Origin of the sequence: Petrimonas sulfuriphila (assembly GCA_038561985.1) — a bacterium.
GTDB classification, from domain to species: Bacteria; Bacteroidota; Bacteroidia; order Bacteroidales; family Dysgonomonadaceae; genus Petrimonas; species Petrimonas sulfuriphila.
In genome coordinates, this window is the sequence record CP073276.1 from 2,944,884 (window position 1) to 2,963,950 (window position 19,067).

At 39.8% G+C, this 19,067-nt stretch carries 18 protein-coding genes and 1 riboswitch; of the genes, 12 read left to right on the top strand and 6 right to left on the bottom strand.

Annotated features, from left to right (window positions below; all coding sequences use genetic code 11):
- Positions 1-5: 5 nt before the first annotated feature.
- The 6 genes from KCV26_12500 to KCV26_12525 all read right to left on the bottom strand — a co-directional run bounded on the left by KCV26_12500 (position 6) and on the right by KCV26_12525 (position 6,398).
- Positions 6-2,138: a TonB-dependent receptor gene (locus tag KCV26_12500; GenBank protein WZX36113.1), complete on the bottom strand. Its 2,133-nt coding sequence runs from the start codon at positions 2,136-2,138 to the stop codon at positions 6-8.
- Positions 2,139-2,275: 137 nt separating this feature from the next.
- Positions 2,276-2,479: riboswitch (cobalamin riboswitch) on the bottom strand.
- A gap of 55 nt (positions 2,480-2,534) precedes the next feature.
- On the bottom strand, positions 2,535-3,344 hold the full coding sequence (locus KCV26_12505; GenBank protein ID WZX36114.1) for an ABC transporter ATP-binding protein: 810 nt from the start codon (positions 3,342-3,344) through the stop codon (positions 2,535-2,537).
- Positions 3,341-4,354, bottom strand: a complete 1,014-nt coding sequence (locus tag KCV26_12510; GenBank protein WZX36115.1) for an iron ABC transporter permease — start codon at positions 4,352-4,354, stop codon at positions 3,341-3,343. The genes KCV26_12505 and KCV26_12510 overlap by 4 nt, the downstream gene beginning before the upstream one ends.
- 27 nt (positions 4,355-4,381) lie before the next feature.
- The gene (locus tag KCV26_12515) at positions 4,382-4,912 is read right to left on the bottom strand and encodes a cob(I)yrinic acid a,c-diamide adenosyltransferase (GenBank protein WZX36116.1); all 531 of its coding nucleotides are present in this window, start codon (positions 4,910-4,912) and stop codon (positions 4,382-4,384) included.
- Positions 4,913-4,923: 11 nt separating this feature from the next.
- A complete protein-coding gene (locus KCV26_12520) occupies positions 4,924-5,739 on the bottom strand; it encodes an ABC transporter substrate-binding protein (GenBank protein WZX36117.1) in 816 nt (271 codons plus the stop codon).
- Between the two features lie 11 nt (positions 5,740-5,750).
- Entirely contained in the window at positions 5,751-6,398 is a 648-nt protein-coding gene (locus KCV26_12525; protein WZX36118.1) for a diphthine--ammonia ligase, read from the bottom strand.
- A gap of 294 nt (positions 6,399-6,692) precedes the next feature.
- Here KCV26_12525 and KCV26_12530 point away from each other — a divergent pair, with 294 nt between their 5' ends.
- The 12 genes from KCV26_12530 (at position 6,693) to KCV26_12585 (ending at position 19,034) form a co-directional block, all read left to right on the top strand.
- Positions 6,693-6,965 carry a co-chaperone GroES gene (locus KCV26_12530; protein ID WZX36119.1) on the top strand — a complete coding sequence of 91 codons (273 nt, stop codon included), beginning with the start codon at positions 6,693-6,695 and terminating at the stop codon, positions 6,963-6,965.
- A gap of 79 nt (positions 6,966-7,044) precedes the next feature.
- Positions 7,045-8,679 (top strand): chaperonin GroEL, encoded by a 1,635-nt coding sequence (gene groL / locus KCV26_12535; protein ID WZX36120.1) that lies wholly within the window; start codon positions 7,045-7,047, stop codon positions 8,677-8,679.
- A gap of 363 nt (positions 8,680-9,042) precedes the next feature.
- Positions 9,043-12,426: a TonB-dependent receptor gene (locus KCV26_12540; GenBank protein WZX36121.1), complete on the top strand. Its 3,384-nt coding sequence runs from the start codon at positions 9,043-9,045 to the stop codon at positions 12,424-12,426.
- Positions 12,427-12,556: 130 nt separating this feature from the next.
- Positions 12,557-12,892, top strand: a complete 336-nt coding sequence (locus KCV26_12545; GenBank protein WZX36122.1) for a YegP family protein — start codon at positions 12,557-12,559, stop codon at positions 12,890-12,892.
- A gap of 304 nt (positions 12,893-13,196) precedes the next feature.
- Positions 13,197-14,543, top strand: a complete 1,347-nt coding sequence (locus KCV26_12550) for a site-specific integrase (protein WZX36123.1) — start codon at positions 13,197-13,199, stop codon at positions 14,541-14,543.
- Positions 14,540-15,352 carry a hypothetical protein gene (locus KCV26_12555; protein ID WZX36124.1) on the top strand — a complete coding sequence of 271 codons (813 nt, stop codon included), beginning with the start codon at positions 14,540-14,542 and terminating at the stop codon, positions 15,350-15,352. The genes KCV26_12550 and KCV26_12555 overlap by 4 nt, the downstream gene beginning before the upstream one ends.
- Positions 15,353-15,458: 106 nt before the next feature.
- Positions 15,459-15,761, top strand: coding sequence for a helix-turn-helix domain-containing protein (locus tag KCV26_12560; GenBank protein WZX36125.1), 303 nt, complete (start codon positions 15,459-15,461; stop codon positions 15,759-15,761).
- A 2-nt stretch (positions 15,762-15,763) separates the two neighbouring features.
- Complete coding sequence (locus tag KCV26_12565; GenBank protein ID WZX36126.1) at positions 15,764-16,156, top strand: hypothetical protein; 393 nt, start codon at positions 15,764-15,766, stop codon at positions 16,154-16,156.
- Between the two features lie 133 nt (positions 16,157-16,289).
- Positions 16,290-16,931 carry a hypothetical protein gene (locus KCV26_12570; protein ID WZX36127.1) on the top strand — a complete coding sequence of 214 codons (642 nt, stop codon included), beginning with the start codon at positions 16,290-16,292 and terminating at the stop codon, positions 16,929-16,931.
- On the top strand, positions 16,918-18,306 hold the full coding sequence (locus KCV26_12575) for a replicative DNA helicase (protein ID WZX36128.1): 1,389 nt from the start codon (positions 16,918-16,920) through the stop codon (positions 18,304-18,306). The genes KCV26_12570 and KCV26_12575 overlap by 14 nt, the downstream gene beginning before the upstream one ends.
- 38 nt (positions 18,307-18,344) lie before the next feature.
- Complete coding sequence (locus KCV26_12580; GenBank protein WZX36129.1) at positions 18,345-18,608, top strand: hypothetical protein; 264 nt, start codon at positions 18,345-18,347, stop codon at positions 18,606-18,608.
- A gap of 75 nt (positions 18,609-18,683) precedes the next feature.
- Positions 18,684-19,034, top strand: coding sequence for a hypothetical protein (locus KCV26_12585; protein ID WZX36130.1), 351 nt, complete (start codon positions 18,684-18,686; stop codon positions 19,032-19,034).
- Positions 19,035-19,067 lie beyond the last annotated feature (33 nt).

Genomic DNA, 19,067 nt, shown 5'->3' on the forward strand with positions numbered 1-19,067 from the left:
TTTATTTAAAAGAAATAAGATGCATGACCCATAATGTTCCGTCCCGGCATGTTGTATCCGTCTTTCTCGGTGTAGTTTTCATCGAAAAGGTTGGAAACGGAGATGCCGATACGGGCTTTGGGGGTAAGATTGTAGAAAGCCGAATAATCGAAAATAAGATGATCTGAAAATTGTAATATCTTGTCGGTTTCTTTGTAACCCCCTTTTGTATAGTAGTTTTCTTTCGTAATCAGAGGTCTTGCTCTCGAAAAACCGTCTCTTTCCAACCGACGCCCTTTATATCTTGCATGCAGGCGGGTGGTAAAACCTTTGCGGTTGTCGTAGGAGATTCCGAAATTACCGTTGGCTTTATTCACAAACAAGAGGTCTTTCACTTTCTCGGTTGCGAATTCTGTAAATATATTGTTGAACATGTAGGTTAATCCTCCGTATATTTCCACTTTGTTGTTCCACCCAACCAGTTGTCCTATATTTATCGAACCTATAAACTCCAATCCGCTCATTGATGCCGATTTCGCATTTTCATAATGAGTGGAATCTGCTTCATTGCCCATACCGGATGTTCTTCGTGTTACAATTTTATTTTTGTGGGTTGTGTTGAAATAGGTTAGGTCAAAATAAAATGTATCCCGATAATACCCCATTCCTCCTTCGTAAGTGATTGACGTTTCGGGTTTCAAGTCTGCATTTCCCACATAGGCCATCCTGAATGGCCACTCGCCAACCATGGTATTTACCTCATAAAAGCCCGATGTGGCAAATGCGTCGGGAATACTGAATGCTTTTCCCACACTTGCATGGACGTTGAACCCTTTAGGCAGGTTGTATTTTAGTCCCAGAGATGGAATCAGATAAAAATAATTGTCCGAGGTGCTCTTATTACTCAGGCTATCATGTTTGAAGATTTTATACCGGATATAGTTTGCTCTTAATCCTCCATTTATGGATAAGTCTCCCAACTCGTAATTTGTTTGAACAAAAGCCGATAACCGTTGATTTCTGTTGTTTGGCTTATAGGGGCTTGCTTCATTTCCTTTTTTTGATTGGCGGGTAGATTGATAATCCAGCACATCATAGTCCATGCCTGCCAACAGGGTTATATGATTGAGATAATACGTATTGTTTGTTCTCACACCATACTCACTCACATCATCCTTAAAAGAGATGAAATTGGTTTTGTCGCTTGCTGCTGTTTCGTAATTCCAGTTTTTTTCGTTGGAATAGTAAGGTGCAATGATTAATTTGTTGTTTTCAGACGTGTGTGATATTTCGCTGAACAGATTGAGTCTGCCGATATCTTTTTTGGATGCAATCTGAGTGAAGTAATTTCCGGGTGTTTCCACATCCGAAGCCAGGTTGTAGAACGACGATACAGACACGTTCCATTGGTTGTTCACGGAATAGTTTAGTTTTCCAAAGAGTTGAGACATCTGAAACGTGGTGTTCGGATACACATCGTCATATGATTTTTCGTCGAGGATGAGCTTCTCCGTTTTGGATATTTTCAACAAATTTTTTCCGCCTATGCGGTAATCTTTTTGCTGTATCTGGTTCGAAAAACCCACGACGACACCAACTCTGTCAGAAAGCATGCCCGCCGCATTGGCATCGAACGAAGTTGTGCCAAAACTTCCGCCTTTGAGCGAAACTTCCCCGGTTTTTTGTAACGTTGCTTTTTTTGTGATGATGTTTATTACGCCTCCCATGGCATCGGTTCCGTAGAGAACCGAATAGGGGCCTTTGATCACTTCGATACGTTCAATAACCGATGTGGGTAAGGTTGTCAAATTGCTTGTCCCGGATGGTAATCCGTCAATCATTACAAGGGTATAGCTGCGTGCGTGCGCTGTAGGTGAAAATCCCCTCATACCCACGGTGGCTGACGCACCGGGATATTGAATCATGTCAAGATTTGTTGCTCTCTTTAGAAGCTCAGCTGCATTTTCGGCAGGAATAGACAGGATTTTGTCTTTGTCAATAATTTCCACTTTTTGTGGAATACTTTTAAGTGGCAAGTTCATTCGTGTTGCCGTAACAACAACCTCGTCGAGATCGTAATCCTTAACGGTCTCCTGGGCTTGTAGCATCCCTGCAAAAGCAAGCAGGGCCGCAACTCCCGATAAAATTTTTTTGTACATAAATAAAAAAATTTACAGTTAAACAATTAATGATTTGTGTAACCATAAACTTTCGAGAAGGAAAAGGGAATGGCAGGCATGCCATAACCTGATTGGGTCTTGTAGAAAACACCTTGCTTTTATCCCCGAAAGCGTATGATAGATGATGGCTTTCGGACAGGTCTTCCGGCTCGTTTCTGTTTTCTGATGCCTTCCCATCCCGGACAACGGAACAGTGACAATACAATTCAGAAAACATTTTGAAACATACGGCTGCGGGTACAGCTTTGGATTCTTCCGCTTGAGGCGGGATTACCAAATTCCATGATGTCTAAAAGCGGGTACAAAGGTAATGTTTTATTTTAATTTCAGAAAGAAAACCCTTTTTATTAAATAGAGAACCTGGTGGTTCTGGCCTTATGGTATGTTTAGTTCTCTTAATCTTCGCTCCGAGACAGGAAAGACCACCGGTTTTCCCGATACGGGATTTATTTTTACAACCACAACGGTATCGTAAACATGCTCGATGTTCTCGTATGTAAGAACGTTTTCGGGACTCCCTTTCCTGTGGATTCTACCGTTTTTCATCATGATGAGGTAATCGCAGTATTCGGCAGCCAATGTTAAGTCATGCACAATCATGATCACGGATAATTTCAGCTCATCGTTAAGTTTTTGCATCAGGTTCATGAACTTCACCTGGTGGGTGATGTCGAGGTGCGACGTGGGTTCATCCAGCAGTAAAAGCGCCGGATTCTGGCAGAGTGCCGAAGCAATGCTTGCCATTTGTTGTTCTCCTCCGCTCAGTTCAGCCATGGATTTGTCGCGAAGCCGGTACGTATTGGTCAACTGCATGTAGTGATGTGCAATATCTATATCTTCGGCCTTGTCGAAAAACTGAAACGGTTTCCTGTAGGGCATTCTTCCCATCAATACGTATTCTTCGACCGTGATGTGGGTTGTTTCCGTAAATTGCGATACAATAGCGATTTTCTGTGCTTTTTCGCGGAGCGTCAACAGCGATAAATCCCTGTCTTCGAACAGAACAGATCCGGAGCGTACGGGAAGGTCGCCGGAGATACCGCGGAAAAGTGTGGTTTTCCCCGATCCGTTAGGGCCAATGATGCCGGTAAAGGTGCCTTCAATTAAAGAAAAGCTGATACCGTTTATAGAAAAGCCGTTCTTGTAACCACACGAAAAATTATTTAATGTGAGTAATTCTTTCATATTCGCAGCAGTTTAGAGCGTTTTTGAGAACGGCTTAGTAAGACAATAAAAACTACTCCACCCACAATTCCTGTAATTACGCCGATAGGTAATTCGTTAGGAGAAATGATGGTCCGGGCAATAATATCACACAATATTAAAAAAATACTTCCGCTTAAAAAAGAGGAAACCAGCATAATGCGATAATCCGAACCTACAAACAGGCGGACAATGTGAGGAATAACCAATCCAACAAATCCAATAACTCCTCCAACGGCGATACAGGCACCGGTGAGGACAGAGGTAATAACAAATAAAATACGAATAGTGGCATTGGAATTAATGCCTAAATGGCGGGCTTTTTCCTCCCCCAGGCGTAGCGCATTGAGTGGCATCACAAACAGATAAGAAATAAGCAGGCAAACGATTGACAAGACAACCATGGCTCCGATCATGGCGGTATTGGATTCGTTGAGCGATCCCATAATCCAGAAGACAATGCCGTGGATGTTTTCTGTCGCTGTGATGGACATTAAAAACATCATCAACGAGGACGAGATAAAACTGATCATAACACCGATAAGGAGCATCCTGTTCACACTCAGTGCACCCTTTTTCAAACTTAATGTATAAACCAGAAATATGGTTGTAAATGCACCGATAAATCCGGCAAGCGGCAAAAGTAGGATGTTAAGCAAGTGTAATCCTGCCACGATGGCAAACGTAACACCCAGGGATGCTCCCCCCGATATGCCCAGTGTGTAGGGCTCCACCAGGGGATTGCGGTAAATTCCTTGTAATATGGCGCCGGCCAGGCTCAGGCTCCCGCCTATGGCAAAGCCAAGCAATGTGCGCGGAATACGAATGTAAAACAACACGCCGTACTCCATGCTCTCCTTATCGGCGAGAATTTGCGGAATTTTTTTATAGGGTATGGGGATTTCGCCAATGCTTAGCGATAGAATTATGACAACAGATAATGCTACCAAAAACAGAAGAACGTAGATGAACCAAATGAGTTTTTTAGACATATTCTTGCTATTACAATTCTCAAATCATCAATACTCTATTCCTTCGCGGCTAAAAACGCCTTTATCGTAGGGATGTTTTATTTTCCGGATGAAACTCACGTAATCGGCCAGATCCATAACATTCGGAGTGGCTCCTCTTCCCGTTAGGATGAGTTCCGTATGAGGAGGCTTGTTTTTCATAAAATCAATTAAGGTATTTTCTTCCAGGTAATTATCCCTGACGGAGATAAGTATTTCGTCGAGAATAAGCATGTCTGTCTGATCGTTTTTCAGCATCCGGTTAAGGGTGTCGATTGCTTCGGAAACCTCGCGCTTGATTGCGTTTTCGTCAATACTTTTATCCAGGTGCGGATGTCCTTTTGCAAAGGTGAATACCTGAGCGCCAAGCTTCTTCAGGCCATCAATTTCGGTATATCCGTATTTTTCAGGCTTTTTGTGAAAAGAGCAGTAAACCACCTTTAATCCGCTTCCCAATGCACGTATGGCCAATCCTACCGATGCCGTTGTTTTTCCTTTTCCGTCACCGGTATAAATATGTATAAGTCCTAAGTTATTCACAGTCTGAAGTTTTATTTGTTTATTATTTTTTCCAAGACTTCCATTGTTTGTACAAAAGTAATGGGAGTCGGTTGACAAGCAATGTCCGACTCAATAATGTGTATCTGTTTTTTTCTTGATGCTGTCAGTTGGGAGTACCTGCTCCAGGTGTCTTTTTCTTCTTTTCCTACGATACCCATGGTGACTATAAAAATATAGTCGGGATTTTGGGCTATTACAAATTCACGGCTCACCGAACCCCGTTTCAAGGTTTTTGCTATATTTTCCGCTCCTAAAAAATTCATGTAATCATCCATAAAAGTATTGGGCAACACCGAGAATAGAGGATTAGCGCCTATTTGAAAAAACATCCGGGGCTTTTTTCCCCATTTTATTCCGGATGAGATGTTTTTTATTTTTTGCTCGCTTTCGAGCACTATCTGGCGGGCTCTTTCCTCTTTTCCTATAAGTTTACCTAGACGAATAAACTGGCCGCAGATTTCTTGAAACGATTTAGGTGACTGGAAAACCTCTACTTTTATTCCAAATTTTCTCAACGTTTCAATGTCTTGAAGATCAGTAAATCCCGAAACCAATACTAAATCGGCCTTCAAGGCAATGACTTTTTCGAGATTGGCCTTTACTGCAGAAGCCACAACCTCTTTTTTATCTTCTTTGGCCGCCATGCAGTAGCTGGTACAGCCTACAAGATTGTCTTGGGCATCCAGGTAATAAAGGCTCTGCGTGAGAGAGGGAGCAAGCGATACTATTCTTTTATACGGGGTTTGGGCAAAAGAAACAACAACGTAAAAAAGGAGGAGCATGCCTGAAAAAAATCTTTTTCTCATATCTGTTATCTTTACTTGATCTCTAAAAACCAATGGTTATCGTCTTCGGTTATGTCTCCTTTCTCAAAAAGAACCGGTGCTGCAAAGAGAGGTCCGTCAAAGACAAATGTGTGGTATTCTCCGTTTTCCCCACAAGGATCGGTGGCGGGAAATGTATGTATGTCGGTTAAGAAATCGTTGTCGATCAATCTGCCCAGAAACGATTTAGGTAATTTTTCTTTTCTTACGGATACGACGATGGTTTTAAATCTTTCCGTAATAAATTGTTCCATAAGGCCGGAAGTGCTTTTGCCCCAAAGCGGGAAAACGGCAGAGACGCCTGCTTCGCCACAAACGCGCTCAATCCATGTACGATGCTCTTGCAGGTAGATATCCCCAAAAACGCCAGCATCTACACCTTCTGATTTTAAACGGGCAATGGCTTCTTTCATGTTTTTTTCGTAATCGCCTCTTGATGTGGTTTTTTGTAGTAAAGGAATGTTGAGCCGGGCTGCCTGTTTGCGAATCATAGCGCTGCTTATTCCGTGAGAATGCGGTTGACTGTTTCCTTCGCCGGACATATTTAATAAACAAACTGCCTGGTTTTCAGGATTTTTCAAAAAATGATACAGCGCATGCATGCAATCTTTGCCGCTGCTCCAGGAAACAAATGCTTTCATTTTCTTTTTTAAAATACAAAGGTACAAAATATCAATTATTTTCTGCAGGTATCCTTGAAGGTTGTAGAATTGGTTGTGGTTTTAACCCGAGATGACAATCGTAAAAGAATGTAATTTTACGATATGAAATGTTTTCTAAAAAGACAGCGAATATGAAAATTTGTCAGTTTGAAAAGTTATTTTATCAAAAAATTGACATGTATTTTTTTTGGCACAGAATTCGCATAGAGTCTTGTGTCTGACGACAAAATATTAGAACTAACATCATATAATTTATTTAAATTTTGTATCAATATGAGTATTAAACCATTAGCAGACAGGGTGCTGGTAAAACCGGCAGCTGCAGAAGAAAAAACAGTAGGTGGAATCATCATTCCAGACACAGCAAAAGAAAAACCGTTGAAAGGTGAAGTTATTTCAACAGGAAATGGAACAAAAGACGAAGAGATGGTCGTGAAAGCCGGTGACAACGTCTTGTATGGCAAGTACGCCGGTACGGAGATTGAACTTGATGGTGAAAAGTATTTGATTATGCGTCAATCGGACATTCTGGCAATCCTTTCTTAAAAGGTAGTAATGAGTAATGGACTCAAGACTGTAACGGTCTGAAGTCAAAAATCTAAACATCTAAAAATCTATAATAAATATGGCAAAAGAAATTAAATTCGAAATGGAAGCACGCGACTTGCTTAAGAAAGGCGTGGATTCATTGGCAGATGCAGTAAAAGTAACATTAGGGCCCAAAGGGCGTAACGTGATACTCGACAAAAAATACGGTGCACCGCAAATTACCAAAGACGGTGTTACGGTCGCAAAAGAAATAGAGTTGGAAGACTCTTTCCAAAACATGGGAGCTCAGTTAGTAAAGGAAGTAGCTTCCAAGACCAATGATGATGCGGGCGATGGTACAACAACGGCCACTGTTTTGGCACAATCCATCATTGGTGTTGGCTTGAAGAACGTTACTGCAGGTGCTAATCCGATGGACCTGAAACGCGGTATCGATAAGGCTGTTGCCAAGGTGGTTGAAAACCTGAGGGAACAGGCCGTTGAAATTGGTGATGACCTTAAGAAGATCGAAAACGTAGCTAAAATTTCTGCCAATGGTGATGAGGCTATCGGTAAGCTTATTGCGGAAGCTATGCAAAAAGTGAGTAAAGAAGGTGTGATCACGGTTGAAGAATCCAAAGGTACGGATACGTACGTAGATGTAGTAGAAGGTATGCAGTTCGATCGCGGATATATATCTCCTTATTTTGTAACTGATACTGAAAATATGGAAGTTCAGTTCGAAAATCCGTTGGTATTGGTACACGATAAAAAGATTTCAGCCATCAAGGATCTTCTTCCCATTCTCGAAAAAGGAATTCAAACCGGCAAACCGATGTTGATCATTGCCGAAGATATCGATTCGGAAGCATTGACAACGTTGGTTGTAAACCGTCTGCGTGGATCGTTGAAGATTGCTGCTGTAAAAGCCCCGGGCTTTGGAGACCGTCGTAAGGAAATGTTGGAAGATATTGCCATTTTGACAGGTGGAACCGTGATCTCAGACGAAAAAGGACTTACCCTTGAAAACGCTACACTCGATATGCTCGGAAGTGCCGAAAAAATCACTATCGACAAGGATACAACTACTATTGTTAACGGCGAGGGTGACAAAGATGCCATCTCCAACAGAATAGGACAAATCCGTTCACAAATCGAAAAAACGACTTCCGATTATGACCGCGAAAAATTACAGGAACGTTTGGCTAAACTGGCCGGTGGTGTTGCTGTGCTTTATGTGGGTGCTCCTTCGGAAGTAGAAATGAAAGAAAAGAAAGACCGTGTAAACGACGCCCTTTCGGCAACACGCGCTGCTGTTGAAGAAGGAACCGTTCCTGGTGGAGGTGTCGCTTATATTCGTGCCAGCGAAGCGCTGGAGGGCTTTAAAGGTGAAAACGAAGACGAAACCACCGGTATCGAAATCGTAAAACGTGCTATAGAAGAACCCCTTCGTCAGATTGTTGCCAACTCTGGAAAAGAAGGTGCGGTTATCGTACAGAGAGTTCGCGAAGGTAAAGCTGACTTCGGCTACAACGCACGTACCGATAAGTATGAAAACCTGTACGAGACTGGTGTTATCGATCCTACCAAGGTAGCGCGTGTTGCGCTGGAAAACGCAGCATCCATTGCGGGTATGTTCCTGACAACCGAGTGCGTGATCACCGATAAGAAAGAAGAAAATCCTGCTCCGCAAATGCCTATGGGTGGAGGAGGAATGGGAGGAATGATGTAATTTAATTTTAATGCATGATATACTCTCACATTGAAAAATAAAGAAAGGAAAGCGCGCGGCCACATGGTCGCGCGTTTTTGTTGGTTGCTTGTCGGAATTTTATTTTTAACATAAAATAGCCGCAACATGTGTTAAGTTCGATAATATTTGTTTGTTATTTTAAATCCTCAAGTGGTTTCTTTTTGATTGTTTTATGACTATCTTACTTACATATTTATTGAAAAGTTACCGATGCAATCAATTGAAATTTAAAATATTGTATAACTAAAAAATGTAACAAAAACGTAATGTTTTTCACATTAAATTTTTGTAATTTTGTACAGATTTTTTAATAAATAATCCAAAAACATTAAAAATTGATTTATGATTAAGAAGATGAAGTTTTTAACAGTGGTATTTTTCTTGCTGCTCGCCACTGTAGTGAACGCCCAGATGACCACTTCAAGTATGAGCGGCCGTGTCACCGACAATGAGGGGGCTGTTATCGGGGCGACAGTGGTTGCCACACATACTCCTTCGGGAACCACGTATGGGACTGTCACTAACGTAGATGGACGTTTTAGTTTAAACGGTATGCGAGTGGGTGGACCGTATAAAGTGGAAGTTTCTTATGTGGGTATGAATACAATAGAATTGGAAGGAATTCAATTGCAGCTTGGAGAAACTTATCCGGTCAACGTTGAAATGTCTGAAAGTTCAGAAGTTCTTAATGAAATACTCGTTACAGCACAAAGAACTAAATTTACAACAGAGAAAACAGGTGCCACAACCAATATCAATACGGATCAAATTACGCTGATGCCTACTACCAGTAGAAACATTCAAGACATTGCCCGACTTTCTCCGTATGCATCTTCAGGGATGGATTTTTCAGGTCGTGATGGACGTAACAGTAATTTTACCGTAGACGGCGCACGTTTGAACAACAACTTCGGTTTGTCTGACAGATTACCTGGTGGTGGAAACCCAATTTCACTGGATGCTATTGAGGAAATGCAGGTTGTAATCGCCCCCTTTGATGTTCGTCAATCTAACTTTATTGGTGGCGGCGTAAACGCTATTACCAAATCAGGAACAAATACTTACAAAGGTAGCGCATATACCTATTTTTACAATCAAAACATGCGTGGAAACTCAATTGGTGATTTTACGCCGGAAGGTGATCGACCGAAAGAAGGAAAAACAATTTACGGAGCGACATTAGGTGGTCCGATAATCAAAGATAAACTGTTTTTCTTTGCCAACTTCGAAACAGAAAAAAGCCCTCAACAAATCACAAAATGGAGGGGTTCTTCAAATGGAGTTGCCAAAGGTGATGAATTTATCTCCCATGCACGCCAGTCTGATCTGGATGAATTTTCTCGTCTTTTAAAAGAACGTTATGGGTACGATACAGGATCATCAACCGATTTTCCAGGTGGCGTTTCCAACCTTAAATTCCTGGGACGTATTGACTGGAACATCAACTCATCTCATAAACTGAGCTTACGTTATAATTATACCAAAAATGACGACTGGGTTCCGACCAACGGTAACTCAAGCGATACCGGCTACCGTTTAAATGGAACCGACAGGATTGGTGTTAATTCAATGGCTTTTATGAACTCTACCTATTCACAGGGAAGTATCGTTAAATCGTTTACTACTGAGTTAAATTCAAGGTTGTCAGACGCTATAAGTAACCAATTGCTGCTGACGTATACCGATATCAACGATCAGCGAGGCAGTAAATCTTCTCCGTTCCCGTTTTTTGATATAATGGATGGTGATGATGTGGTTGCTGCCGGTGGAGACCCAGCAAACAACAGGAACTTTAAACCATATATGAGTGCTGGTTACGAGTTGTTTACCTGGAACAATGGTGTAAAGAATAATGTATTTAGTATTACAGACAACTTTACCTATTACCTGACATCGCACAAGTTGACTGCTGGGTTAAGCTACGAACATCAGTCCGCTTTAAATTCTTATATGCGTAACGCAACGGGATACTACCGTTTCAAAAGTTTCTCCGATTTCAAAAATAATGCTGCTCCCGACGCATTTGCCCTTTCCTACGGGTACGACGGAGAATTGAACCCTGCCGGTAAAGTGACGTTAGGTCAGCTGGCCGCGTATATTCAAGATGAGTGGAACGCACTTGATAATTTGAAGTTGACTTACGGAATCCGTATGGACAATACATTCTTCCTAAACGATATGTTGCGTAACAACGCTATTTATTCGCTTGATTTCGGTGGTAAGAAAGTGGATACCGGAAAATGGCCTGATGCTAAGTTCCAATTCTCTCCCCGTGTAGGTTTCACCTGGGATGTCCTTAAAGACAAAGCACTTGTCGTACGTGGTGGTACCGGGCTTTTTACGGGCCGTCTTCCTCTGGTGTTCTTCACCAACATGCCCCAAAATTCCGGTATGATTCAAGGTGCAAGCAATCAGATTTATACGACTTATGACAAAAACACCGGTGCTGCAACGGGCCGTAATCCTTTACTGGATCAAATGTATGTGGACGGTAAGTTAATGACGGACGTAAACCAAATGATTGAAAAATTGGGTTTAAAAAAGACTATTACCCAAGAAGAAGGCACACTGCAAAGTAACATGGCTGGAGTGGATAACAATTTTAAAATGCCTCAGGTCTGGAAAAGTTCTTTGGCTGTAGATTATCAAATACCGGTTTCATTTCCGTTATCGGTAACTGTTGAAGGAATGTTTACCAAATACATCAACGATATCCGCTTACTTAATTATAACATCAAAGATCAAACTCAAGCTAATGGGTATACTCAATTTGAAGGTCCGGACAAACGGTTTATTTACCCTTCAAACTATAACTATTATAGAAACCATGCAAGCTACGATGCAGACCACAAAAAAAATGTGGGTGTGCTAGGTGTGCTGACTAACACAAGTGAAGGGTATGGGTATACTGGAAACATTACTATCAATGCAGAACCTGTCAGAAATTTGAATTTAATGGCAGCTTATACCCATACAGCTTCTTACGAAGTAAGTGGTATGCCGGGCTCAAACGCTACTTCTGCATGGCAGGGTTTACCTACCGTAAACGGGCCAAACTTTAACGGTGCACAATGGTCACAATACGTTTCTCCTCATCGTATTATTGCTTCTTTGAACTACAGGATCAATTACCTGGGTGGATGGACTTCATCTGAATTTGGTGTTTTCTATCAGGCATATTCGCCATATCGCTACAGCTACACATACTCTAACGATATGAACGGTGATGCTATCAATCAGGATTTGATTTATATTCCTGCAACAAAAGATGAAATTCAATGGAAAACAGCTGAGGATGCTGACCGTTTTTGGGATTTTGTAGAAAAAGATTCTTATTTAAGCAAAAATAAAGGAAAATATGCAGATGCTTATGGCGCTTATGCTCCTATGGTTCATCGTTTCGATCTGCATTTCGCTCAAAACTTCATTGTGAGAACAGGTAAAACGACAAATACGTTGCAAGTAAGTTTAGACATTATGAACTTTGCCAACTTGCTGAACAGCACTTGGGGAGTTAATAAGCAAATGATACCTGCAGCAAATAGGGGACAAATTCTGAAATTTGAAGGTGTAAACAAAGATGGAGTAGCCGGTAATGCTGATGACAAAGTGCCTTATTTCTCGTTCTTTAATGCTGAGAAAGTATCGGAAATTTATACAAGATACAACGATGTAAACTCTCAGACTTGGAGACTACAACTTGGATTAAGATATATTTTTAATTAAAAATAAAAAGACTTTTGCATAAAATGCCTCACTGACTGAAAGTGAGGCATTTTTTTGTTAATAACGTTGAACAAAGCTACTCGTAAATCGTTTAGAAAAGGTATTTATATCTAACTAAAACAAAAAAACTATGGGAAAATTTGTTATTACCACCAGAAAAAGTGGTGAGTTTCAGTTCAATCTTAAGGCCGGAAACGGACAGGTGATCTTATCGAGTGAGGGTTACTCTACCAAAACCGCGTGCTTGAACGGCGTGGAATCTGTAAAGAAGAATTCGCAAGAGGATGCCCGTTTTGAAAAAAACGTGGCAAAAAACGGTAAATTTTATTTTAATCTGAAAGCTTCCAACGGACAGGTTATTGGCAACAGTGAAATGTACGAGACCGAAGCTTCGAGGGAAAACGGCATTAAATCGGTAAAAACCAACGCTCCCGATGCGCAGGTAGACGATCAGACGCTTTCCTGAGGTTCTGCAACGTAAATAGAAACTCCCCTAAACTATCTTCTGAATAGAATAGGGGAGTTTTTATTGTTGTCCTACCAGGACATCAAGTTTTTTGCCTATTTTTTGCTATTTTGATAAAATGAGAATATTGAAATAGACAGATAAACAGAACTATATATAACCTATATGATTAAGAACTGTAAGATTTGATAAGGTGAAATAAAGTTAAATTCTTACCAAAATTCTTACTTTTCTCAATTATTCTTACCATTATTCTTACCAAGATTCTTACCTTTGAGAAAGTGTTTAATCAATCAATTTCACAATGGCAAAAATCAGATTTTATTTAACCAACAAAAGGGCAAAAGGTGAAACGAAACTGTATTGTTTCATCAATTACGGATTGTATGTTGAGGAGAAAGGTAAAAAGAAATATTTACCGTTGAAATACACAACGCCGTTTCAGGTATTACCGGCACTATGGAACGCCGAGAATAATCGCGCGAAAGAAACTATTAAATGGGCGGATGCCGATAAATTCGAAATCAGTCAATCGGCGGTCGATGAGTCGGCACGAGAGAACCGGAACAAGTTTAATGACTCACTCGCGGTTTTAGAACTGAACGTGAACCGGATCATTTCAAAACTAACTGTAAACAACCGATTGCCACGCCACGAACAAGTAAAAAAAGAATTGGATAAAATTTATTATCCTGATAAGGTAATAGCCAATGTAACCGAAATAGATTATCAATCCTTTGACCTGATCCAATTCATTGATCATTTAATCAGGAGTAAATCAGACCTGAAACTTACAACGATAAAAAGTTATTTGGTAGTAAGAAAGAACCTACAAGAGTATCAGAAAAAACACAAGGGATCAGTCACGCCACAAAACGCGAACATAGATTTTTATAATTCATTTATCAGCTACCTGACCGGAAAGGGATTATCTAAAAACACAATCGGAACGCGGATTAAGATCGTTAAATCTGTTTTAGCGTATGCCAATGAGAAGAAAGGCGTTGAGGTTAGTCAGGACTACAAATTGAAATCGTTTGCCAAACCGAGAGAGGAAACCGAGAGCGTTTATTTAACCACCGATGAGTTGAGCCGGATTTATGATCTTACATTGCCGAAATCGTTAGACAATGTACGCGATTTATTCCTGATAGGATGCGATACCGGATTGCGTTTTTCTGACCTTTCAAGATTGAAAAAGGATAATATCAATTCAGACAATACGATCAGCATCACCACGCAGAAAACAGTCAAGAAAGTAGTTGTTCCGATCACGCCGAGAGTGAGAAACATATTTGAGAAATACGATTACAAGTTGCCGAGAGTGATCAGCAACCAAAAGTTTAACCAATTCCTGAAAGAGATCGCGAGGTATGCCGAGATTAAAGAACCGGTTACAATCACCAAGACTGTAAAAGGTATGTTAGTAACTCGCACCGTTAGTAAATGGGAGTTGGTAACCAGTCACACCGCAAGGCGATCATTTGCGACCAATGCGTTTTTAAATGATGTTCCGGCACTCGCGATAATGCAGATCACCGGACACAGAACGGAGTCGGCGTTTATGAAATATATTCGGATGAGTCCGAAAGATAACGCGATCAAATTACAATCACACAAGTTTTTCACTCAAATGGCAGTAGTAAAATGAAAACAATAAAGAGTATTCAAAATTTGAGTGTATCGGAATTATTATCCGAGCTATACGAATTGGAAAGTGATTCATACATTGCATATATTGATTTATACAATCATTTTAGAGCGAATACTAATAATTTCGACCCAATATATGTTGCTCTTTTAATAAGGGACATGATTGAATATGTCCCAAAGATTGAATTCTGTTGGGATGGAGATATAGTGACATTGCATGATCTATATTTCAATGAAACCCTATTGAAAAAGTATGATTTGAATCCAAATGATTTTATTTATGGAATCGGATTATTTGATTTATATCGAGAGCTGCAAGAATGCTGTCTTGAAATTGATTCATCAGATGATTATGAGAATGGTAACGAGCAACTATCCTATGTACAATTTGGATCACACTATATTGAACAATATGCAAGAATGGTCGATGAAAAGGCACAAGAACTGAATATCATGTATGAGGGAGTAAGTTTGGATGAACTCACAGGTAAATATTACTATCGTGGAGAAGAAGTATCTTTTGATGTTGAGGAAAAAGAAATAATTCAGCCACATTTAAAACGCCCACAGAACACCCACAATCAACAGTATTCCATATTAGAACGAACCGGCGTTATTGACTATTTGAAAAATAAATATAAGGGAATCACAGATGTGGCACTCGCGAAGTTGATTGCCAATATTCTCAATAGAGATCCACAAAATACACGCGTTAAGTTGTCATTAACCGGCACAAAGAACCAAGTGTCTAATGAGATGAAAAACGACAATTTTATAAAAAAAATGTTTGCTCAAATCGGATTATAAAATATATTGTAGTTACTACATTATATACTACAAGTATCTTAATATCAGTTTAATAAGATAATTGTTCATTAAGTTTGCGATGTAAATTTATTAACATCAGAACAGAATGAATGAGATTTTATTAAACGGAATTAGTTTAGATCAGCTACAAGAGTCGATCAAAACAATCGTATCGGCGGAATTAAAGAACGCCGTTAGTGAACTGACCACAAAAAGGGAGATCGAACCGGAGTTGATCACCCGAAAGGAAACCGCCGAGATTTTGGGCGTTTCATTGCCTACATTGCACGAATGGACTAAAAAGGGAGTATTACCCGCCAAACGTATCGGATCGCGTATCAGATACGAAAGAACCGCCGTTTACGATGCTCTGAAAAGTGTCGAACCATTAAAGTATCGGAGGGCGTAACGATGGCAAAGAAGTGTTTAATTAATCAGGAGATAATTGGAACTTTCCTCCGCAACACCACACACCCGGAGGTCTACGATTTGCAGACCATTTCAGGCGATAAGATGCCGTTTAGTTATTTCCGTATAGCACAACCCCGCGAACGATATTTAATTGGTCAGGGCGCGGTTAAAGTTGTCGAGAGCCACAAAAATGGAGTTAAGGTATTGCACACCGGTTTGCGGAGAACCTCAGACGATATGATCTCTGCGGGGAATCTATACAACCCTGTTAATGGGAAACTGAGTTTTTTGCTCTTTAAATCCGATCCAATCACGCATACAATCACTGTTTATTTATTTCCTGATCGCAAACCAAAAAACATAAATCAGTATGTTGAGGAGGTGAGGCGATGATCGATGGAGTTAGGGCGAATTTAGTCCAGGCAATCATTGATGAGGACAACGCAAATATCGATGGGTTGAATTTCCGGCGTGATAAGTTTGGCAGTTTTACGATGAATTTCACTGATTGTACATAACAAATGACATGGCAGACAATAAAAAATCATTCATACTCTATACAGATTTAAAGTCAGTAGTTGAAAAACTGATAACTAAGGATAGAGAAGATGGTACAAATAATACAGGTGAACTATTCTATCATATACTGAAATATGTGAATGATGAAGATCCGAAACCCTCCAATTTCATAATTGAAATGGCTTTCGAACCTATAAAATTACAGTTAAAAAGAGATTTGATAAAGTATGAAGAAATAAAGGAAAAAAATAGACAAAATGCTCTAAGCCGTTGGGGTAAAGCAAGAAAGAAAGACAGTAAAGATATGCAATCGTATGCGACCGCAAACGACCGTATCATTCGCAATGCGAATGATGCCGATAATGGTATTGATAATGAAATTGATAATGATATTAAAGATAATATAATCAAAAAAGAATCTGAGTTTAAAGAATCAATTAAACCATTCATTCAGAAATATGGGAAAGACATTTGTAACAATTTCTACTTGTATTGGTCCGAGCCGAATAAGAGTAAAACCAAATTACGTTATGAGATGGAAAAGACCTGGGATGTAGAACGCAGGTTAGCAAATTGGGTGAATAGAGATAACACTTTTAATAATAGAAATAACACGACTAATGAATCATCGCACTATGAAAAGCTTTAAAGAGTTGCAATTGCCACATAGCCCGGAAGCTGAAAAAGCAACCATAGGGGCGTTACTTTTAGAAAAGACAGCCGTTTATGAAGTAATGGACTTCCTTAAGCCTGAAATGTTCTACGATAAAGATCTTAATGAGATATATAGTGTAATCTTGGAAGTTGAATCGACTTCTGATGTTGATCTTGTCACCGTATATGAAGGCTTGAAGAAGCGAAAAAGTAAAATATGTATATCGCAATTTGTGGATCTTTCAGGTTATGTATCCTCTGCCGTTCATGTTAAAAATCACGCTATGATAGTCTATCAGGACTATATACGAAGATCTTTTGTACTGAAATGTTCAAAATCCTTGAGTGATAGCAATGATTTGAGTATAGACGTAGCCGATTTGATAAGCGATCATGTCTCTCAGATAGAGCATTTATCGGATATAACCGATGTTGGTGCTACCATCTCAATCGACAAATTAGCAGCTGAAGCTTACAAGGCATATAGGGATAGGGAGAAAAGAGCCAAGGAAGGCAACCCTATCGGAATACATACCGGACTAAAAAGACTGGATAATATTTTACATGGATTTCAAAAAGGATGCGTTTATGTACTAGCAGCGCGTCCCGGAATGGGCAAGACAGCGTTTCTGCTCAATTCTGCAAGACTTTCAGCCGCAAAAGGCAACAGTGTACTCATTTTCTCTTTGGAGATGCCAAAGGGGGCTTTAATTAACCGTATGGCAGTCGCTCACTCCGGGGTTAATTCAGAATTATTCAAAGAAGGTAGGTTATCACAGGACGAATACATCAGTCTCGCAGAATCATTGGAGCAATTATCACTACTCCCAATTTCGATTAATGATACTGCCTCTATTTCCATCCAACAAATAAGAGCGCAAGCTAAAAAAATGAAACGCAAAGGTAAATGTGATATTATCATGATTGACTATTTACAGCTGATGGATATGAGCCGGCATAATGGAAAATCAACAAATGATGAGGTTTCAGCGTGTTCACGTGCAATCAAAATAATGGCAAAGGACTTGGATGTACCGGTAATACTCTTGTCACAACTCAACAGGGCTGTAGAGGGGCGCAATGACAAGCGACCCATGTTGTCCGACCTAAGGGATTCCGGAGCAATTGAACAGGATGCAGATGCCGTTATCTTCATTCATAGGGATACGTACTACAGGTCAGACACAGACAAAAATAAATGTACTGTTATTGTTGCAAAAAATAGAGAGGGTAGAACTGGAGAACTTGACATTTGGGTCGACAACTGTATTACCAATTTCAAAGATGAGGTACCAACAGCAAATTATGTACGTGCGGGATATGTAGAGACTTTCAACAATAATAAAAAAGAAGAAACACTGTTTTTCTAACAATAATATTATAGTAACTATTTCAAAAATATGTAATTATGAAAAATTTAAAATTAGTCGCAGAGCAACTGGAAAAGTATTTGAATTTAGCTCAGGAATTTACTGAAGATTATCAGTTGACAAAGAAGTTGGGTAAAGATCCATACAGAATTATGAATGAGAAAAGCGAGAAGCTGAAAAGGATTGAAGCAATGATTTACGTATGTAGAGAACAATTGAAATTTTCAGATCACGAGATCACTATTATATACAGCTGCAGAGGGTTTGAAGTAGAAATTAAAAAAATATGGACTCCATTTTAAATATGGGTTAATATTTAGCATGTTTCTCTAAAAGTTACTGTTTAATTTTGGCTCATTAATTAATTTTAAAAAAAGATGAAAGAGAATGACAATGATGTAGTCAATACAACTAAAGCTGGTAGACCAAAAGGGTTTACCACTAAAGGTAGGATGACCCGGGTGGAGAATGTAGGGATGGAAAATGCTATCCGTTTGTTCATCAATGAGAAGTTTGCAGCTGCGGTCCAGGCCTGGGAAGAAATAGAAGATCCATATCAAAAGGTAAACACCTTTATCAAGTTAATGGAGTTTGTTATTCCCAAAAGGAGATCCGTAGACTTCAAACCCGAAATCGATACGGAGAACTCTCTTGAAGCCAGATTATCGAAAATGATGAAAGAGCATAACGCTGTTAATAATAATGCGGATGAAAAATCATCACTTTGATTATCAGGGTTATAAATAGATAATTTCTGCTAT

Excerpts from the sequence above, each read along its gene's own strand:
- KCV26_12500 (WZX36113.1), bottom strand. The coding sequence starts at position 2,138 with ATGTACAAAAAAATTTTATCGGGAGTTGCGGCCCTGCTTGCTTTTGCA.
- KCV26_12505 (WZX36114.1), bottom strand. The coding sequence starts at position 3,344 with ATGAAAGAATTACTCACATTAAATAATTTTTCGTGTGGTTACAAGAAC.
- KCV26_12510 (WZX36115.1), bottom strand. The coding sequence starts at position 4,354 with ATGTCTAAAAAACTCATTTGGTTCATCTACGTTCTTCTGTTTTTGGTA.
- KCV26_12520 (WZX36117.1), bottom strand. The coding sequence starts at position 5,739 with ATGAGAAAAAGATTTTTTTCAGGCATGCTCCTCCTTTTTTACGTTGTT.
- KCV26_12525 (WZX36118.1), bottom strand. The coding sequence starts at position 6,398 with ATGAAAGCATTTGTTTCCTGGAGCAGCGGCAAAGATTGCATGCATGCG.
- KCV26_12530 (WZX36119.1), top strand. The coding sequence starts at position 6,693 with ATGAGTATTAAACCATTAGCAGACAGGGTGCTGGTAAAACCGGCAGCT.
- groL (WZX36120.1), top strand. The coding sequence starts at position 7,045 with ATGGCAAAAGAAATTAAATTCGAAATGGAAGCACGCGACTTGCTTAAG.
- KCV26_12540 (WZX36121.1), top strand. The coding sequence starts at position 9,043 with ATGATTAAGAAGATGAAGTTTTTAACAGTGGTATTTTTCTTGCTGCTC.
- KCV26_12545 (WZX36122.1), top strand. The coding sequence starts at position 12,557 with ATGGGAAAATTTGTTATTACCACCAGAAAAAGTGGTGAGTTTCAGTTC.
- KCV26_12550 (WZX36123.1), top strand. The coding sequence starts at position 13,197 with ATGGCAAAAATCAGATTTTATTTAACCAACAAAAGGGCAAAAGGTGAA.
- KCV26_12555 (WZX36124.1), top strand. The coding sequence starts at position 14,540 with ATGAAAACAATAAAGAGTATTCAAAATTTGAGTGTATCGGAATTATTA.
- KCV26_12560 (WZX36125.1), top strand. The coding sequence starts at position 15,459 with ATGAATGAGATTTTATTAAACGGAATTAGTTTAGATCAGCTACAAGAG.
- KCV26_12565 (WZX36126.1), top strand. The coding sequence starts at position 15,764 with ATGGCAAAGAAGTGTTTAATTAATCAGGAGATAATTGGAACTTTCCTC.
- KCV26_12570 (WZX36127.1), top strand. The coding sequence starts at position 16,290 with ATGGCAGACAATAAAAAATCATTCATACTCTATACAGATTTAAAGTCA.
- KCV26_12575 (WZX36128.1), top strand. The coding sequence starts at position 16,918 with ATGAAAAGCTTTAAAGAGTTGCAATTGCCACATAGCCCGGAAGCTGAA.
- KCV26_12580 (WZX36129.1), top strand. The coding sequence starts at position 18,345 with ATGAAAAATTTAAAATTAGTCGCAGAGCAACTGGAAAAGTATTTGAAT.
- KCV26_12585 (WZX36130.1), top strand. The coding sequence starts at position 18,684 with ATGAAAGAGAATGACAATGATGTAGTCAATACAACTAAAGCTGGTAGA.